The 3,904-nt window shown below is 50.2% G+C and carries 4 protein-coding genes and 2 tRNA genes; 1 reads left to right on the top strand and 5 read right to left on the bottom strand.

The annotated features are described in order from the left end of the window. From B7L70_RS12660 to B7L70_RS14345, 4 genes are all read right to left on the bottom strand, one after another. The coding region (locus B7L70_RS12660; protein ID WP_081228475.1) for an ATP-binding protein at nucleotides 1-819 on the bottom strand (819 nt) is incomplete at its 3' end. A gap of 25 nt (nucleotides 820-844) precedes the next feature. Further along, the gene (locus B7L70_RS12665) at nucleotides 845-1,714 is read right to left on the bottom strand and encodes a hypothetical protein (protein WP_143701662.1); all 870 of its coding nucleotides are present in this window, start codon (nucleotides 1,712-1,714) and stop codon (nucleotides 845-847) included. Continuing rightward, nucleotides 1,711-1,896, bottom strand: a complete 186-nt coding sequence (locus B7L70_RS12670) for a hypothetical protein (protein ID WP_101940303.1) — start codon at nucleotides 1,894-1,896, stop codon at nucleotides 1,711-1,713. The genes B7L70_RS12665 and B7L70_RS12670 overlap by 4 nt, the downstream gene beginning before the upstream one ends. Before the next feature lie 70 nt (nucleotides 1,897-1,966). Next, a tRNA-Val gene (locus B7L70_RS14345) sits at nucleotides 1,967-2,064 on the bottom strand. 242 nt (nucleotides 2,065-2,306) lie between these two features. On the opposite strand from B7L70_RS14345, the gene B7L70_RS14350 reads away from it, so the two are divergent. Further along, a tRNA-Met gene (locus B7L70_RS14350) sits at nucleotides 2,307-2,383 on the top strand. Here B7L70_RS14350 and B7L70_RS12685 read toward each other — a convergent pair. Next, nucleotides 2,378-3,826: an LAGLIDADG family homing endonuclease gene (locus B7L70_RS12685; protein WP_143701663.1), complete on the bottom strand. Its 1,449-nt coding sequence runs from the start codon at nucleotides 3,824-3,826 to the stop codon at nucleotides 2,378-2,380. The two genes, B7L70_RS14350 and B7L70_RS12685, sit on opposite strands and share 6 nt — an antisense overlap. Between the last annotated feature and the right edge of the window lie 78 nt (nucleotides 3,827-3,904).

The following is a 3,904-nucleotide window of genomic DNA, read 5'->3' on the forward strand; positions in this document are numbered from 1 at the left end:
TGCGTCAGGGCTCCATAGCACCTCGGGGTCCTCAACAGCCCTCTCAAACCAAACCCTCCACCTAGCTATGAAGCTTGGCGTCAACCCCTTATCCCTAATTAACGCCTTAACCACCTCATCGGCATTCCAACCCCTTCTATACAACTCAAGGAGCATGCCAGGGTTTCCACCGGTTAGTCTCCAAACCTCATCAAATGGAGGCTTAACCCCAGGTATTGCCCCGTATAATTGCCTAAAACCCTCCTTAGGCATGTTCCACATGGGCGTTAAATGAGCCCACCTGTGACGGCCAATCTCCCCCCTAGTAACCCCCTCACTTGTGGCCACCACAGCCACTATCCCCTCATAACTCCTCGGTGGGTACTCGATTAGTGTTAGGAGACTCTTAACATACAGTCCAGCCTTTTCAAGGCCAATCGCCTGGAAGACCTCATCAACCAACACGGCAACCCTCTTTCTGCCCCACTTCTCGAGTAGTTCCTTAATTATGTCTATAGCCAATGTAGCCAGCTTGAGCTGGGCAATGCCGAGGGTCTCCGAGGCCGCGTCGGCAAGTTTCCTGGTTATTTCGTCCACATCCGTGTGGGTTATGAAGAACCTATGCAGTGGGTCTATGTAAACCACGTCGTAGTCCAAATCCCTAAGCATCACCGTTGCCTGCCTAAGGAAAGCAGACTTACCACAACCCTCAGGGCCAAATACCACAATCGGCCACCTCGTACTCTCCCTAGCCCAATCCTCAACCTGCCTAAGGGCAACATCCCTATCCGTGAACTCGATTTCAAGCCCAGGCAGGAACGAGAGCCTAACCCTCCTCATTAATGGGCACATAACTTCACTATGCTCATGCGCTCATTCTGAGTCTCCGAAGTACCTCTTCTATTGGCAACGCTGGGGTTGCCATTGTGATGCCGCCTACATCACTTGCCATGTATTGAAATGCTGAGTAAACTTCGCTGAGGTCAACCTTCACCTGTAGGTAATCCCTCATGAAGGCACCATACGCCGATAGTAGATTATCTAACTCATTCTTAGTGCCTACATCAAGCGCTGCAGCCTCAAGCGTAATAATCCACTTAAGGAGCCCCAATTCCCCAGCCCTCATTACGTACGCCTCCGCCGCATCCTCACCAGTCTCCACGCTAAAAGCCACAGCGTAGCCAAGGCACGTGGGCCTTTCGGCATCAATTAGGTGCAGCGAGTAGAGCCAAGTCCTCCTGAATCTTAACTCCCTCCTAAACGTGTCTGGGTCACCTATGTTTTTAGGCCTAGTGAGCAGTATTTTCATGGTTTCCAAGAGGCTGAAGTTCGACTCCACGCCTGCAATAGCCCTCATTATCACCAGCTTCTCAGGTAGTGTGGGTATTGGGGGTAGTGCAGATACGTCGTTTGACCTTGAGTTAAATGCCCTAAGCACCGCATCCACCGCCTTAACCACGTCACCCATGTTAAGACCTAGTGCCCTCTGGTAATAGTCAAGCTCACTGATGTTTGGGGAGCCACCCCTCCTGCTACGGTAGCCTAACCACCCTAACCTATCTAGGATCCACCTTTGATGTTCCCCAAGCCTGCTCACAACATCCAAATGGCGCTTGAGGACCTGCCCCAGATCCAGTCCCTTAGCTTTGGCGTATGTTAAAATAAGCGTGATCCTCGGTGACTGGTATATCCAGCTACCCCTCCTGGACCTATGCAGGGTCTTCAGCATGCTCACGGTATCTCCATCTCAAGCCTTATGTGATGAGCAACATACTCTAACCCTAAAGCATGCTGCATCTCAGCACCCTTCACAACATTCCTCACATGGGTTATAACAGGCGCGGCTAACATGTAACCGTTCGTGACCTTAGTGAGCAGTTTGTTGTGCCTGCGCCTCTTTGAGTATAGCCTCTCCACTGGATCCTTCGACTTAACGAGCTCAGCCGCCTTCCTGAGGCGCTTCTCGGGTATCTCCGCGTAAAGTTCATGGTGGGCCCGCCGGGACTTGAACCCGGGACCTCCCGCTCGTAAGGCCTATGCGGGCGTTATGCCCTGGACATCCTAACCAGGCTAGACTACGGGCCCGAAGTCAAATTATCATAGGCACTTAAAAGCGTTTCCCATGAATTTCACAACAACGATTATGAGCTTGCTGTTACTGTGAATGGGTATATCTGCCCACTCACGGTCGTTAAATAACCACCGTAATGGTATAACCGCTTATTTCAATTCCAGTTAATAAACCCAACCATTAAGACACAATAAAGCATCCATACGAGTGAACATGCAGAGAAAGACTTAAATGATGATGAAGAAACAGAAGCCACAGCGGGGTAGGGTAGCCTGGTAGCCTGCGGGGCTCATAACCCCGAGGTCCCCGGTTCGAATCCGGGCCCCGCTACCAAGAATTTTGTTCTATATTCCTCGGTTTGAATTTGGAAAATTGTTTTTTTACCCCGTGGGTGTGGGTTTGTGGGGCTGCCCAGGTGGCTGTGGCTAGTGCGTTGTTGCGTTTTATGTCTGGCCTTCCAAGTTCATATTTTGTTGCGTCATAGAGCTTCTCGAACGTCTCAGGGCTTATCCTCCCGTCGTAAAGCGCTAAGATCAACTCGATTCTTAAGCGTTTAAGCGGATGATGTACATATCTCGCTATACGCCTGAGGAGCTTAACGGCGTCCTCACCGCCGAACTTTAAGGCATCATCTGTTCCTTTTGAATAGTCGTAGCCAACGATGCCGAACCTCTTGGCGATAACCTCCTTCAGCACATCGAGCATCATCCTCTTCGGGCAATTTTTACAAGCCACAATTTCCACGCATGCATAGCCATTCTCATAGTCATACCACACTGACCCATCTCCATCTATTTCGCCAGCTATGAACTCCGCGAGCTCCTCATCACTGAAGCCCTCGATTAACCCCTTGAGCTCACTAGTGCTTAGCTTGATTGGCCACGGCCACGCGTTGGCACTTAGATTTACGTAGTATGATAAAGCGATTGATTTAGATACGTATTTCGCCGCAGGCGCACCCCTTTTCCACTCAATTTTTAGGCTTGGTGTCTTGACCGCACTTAACAGCACTGGGAAGAATACTGCGTCGATGCTACTCGTGGTATTTATTTCCAACTCAACGCCCCCTTTAATTCTTCTAACTACCAGGTCACTAACTCTTAAACCAAGCCAATAGGGCCTCCTCAAGTCGCTCAGTAGCTCTAAACCGCTTAACCAAGCACACGGCTCTATTCCGTATCTCCTAAACTCATCAACATCAACACAGACGAACCGCCACAACTCCTCACACATCTTGATCTTGTCCCAGCCTAGTTCCTTTCTTAGTAGATCTTCGATGTCCTTAACGACTTTGTTCCTCGTCGCCTTGCCCTCCCAATCAATGCCGCACTTAGTGAGCCACTTGTTCAGTGCCTTCGTGTTCACGCCCAACGCATCGCTAACCCAACTCCTCGATATACCGAGACCCTTAAGCACTCTCAATAACCTACACACTTCACCACCATCACTGACAAGCCACAACTCATGAAAAACGCCCTTGACATTACCAGCCATTTCCCCACCAACCGCGTTGCCCTCGTGGCATTGGCTTTGAATCAACTCCTTAAGAGCCCTCACCACGCACTCCCTGTCTCCATTGCCTAGGCACCTCCTTGCCTTGCTTATCAACTCGGTACATAGCTCTATCCTCCCTGCCTGGGTGGGTTGGGGCAGGGAGGCTTCGGTACTTGACTCTAGTTCTTTCTCGTTACTCATCGGGCCTTTGCCCATTTCGGGCGGCCCATTGATTTTAAACCCACCCTCAGCCAAGGCAACAATGCACTCACTTGGGTGCATAATTGAGGCACCTATGTTTGCTAAGTTCATTCATTAGCATTTTTGCTACTTCACTGCATAATTCTGCCTCCATGCACT

The organism is Vulcanisaeta sp. EB80 (assembly GCF_002078205.2).

Bases quoted from the DNA above. Each gene is read 5' to 3' on its own strand.
- B7L70_RS12685 (WP_143701663.1), bottom strand. From the start codon at position 3,826: ATGCACCCAAGTGAGTGCATTGTTGCCTTGGCTGAGGGTGGGTTTAAA.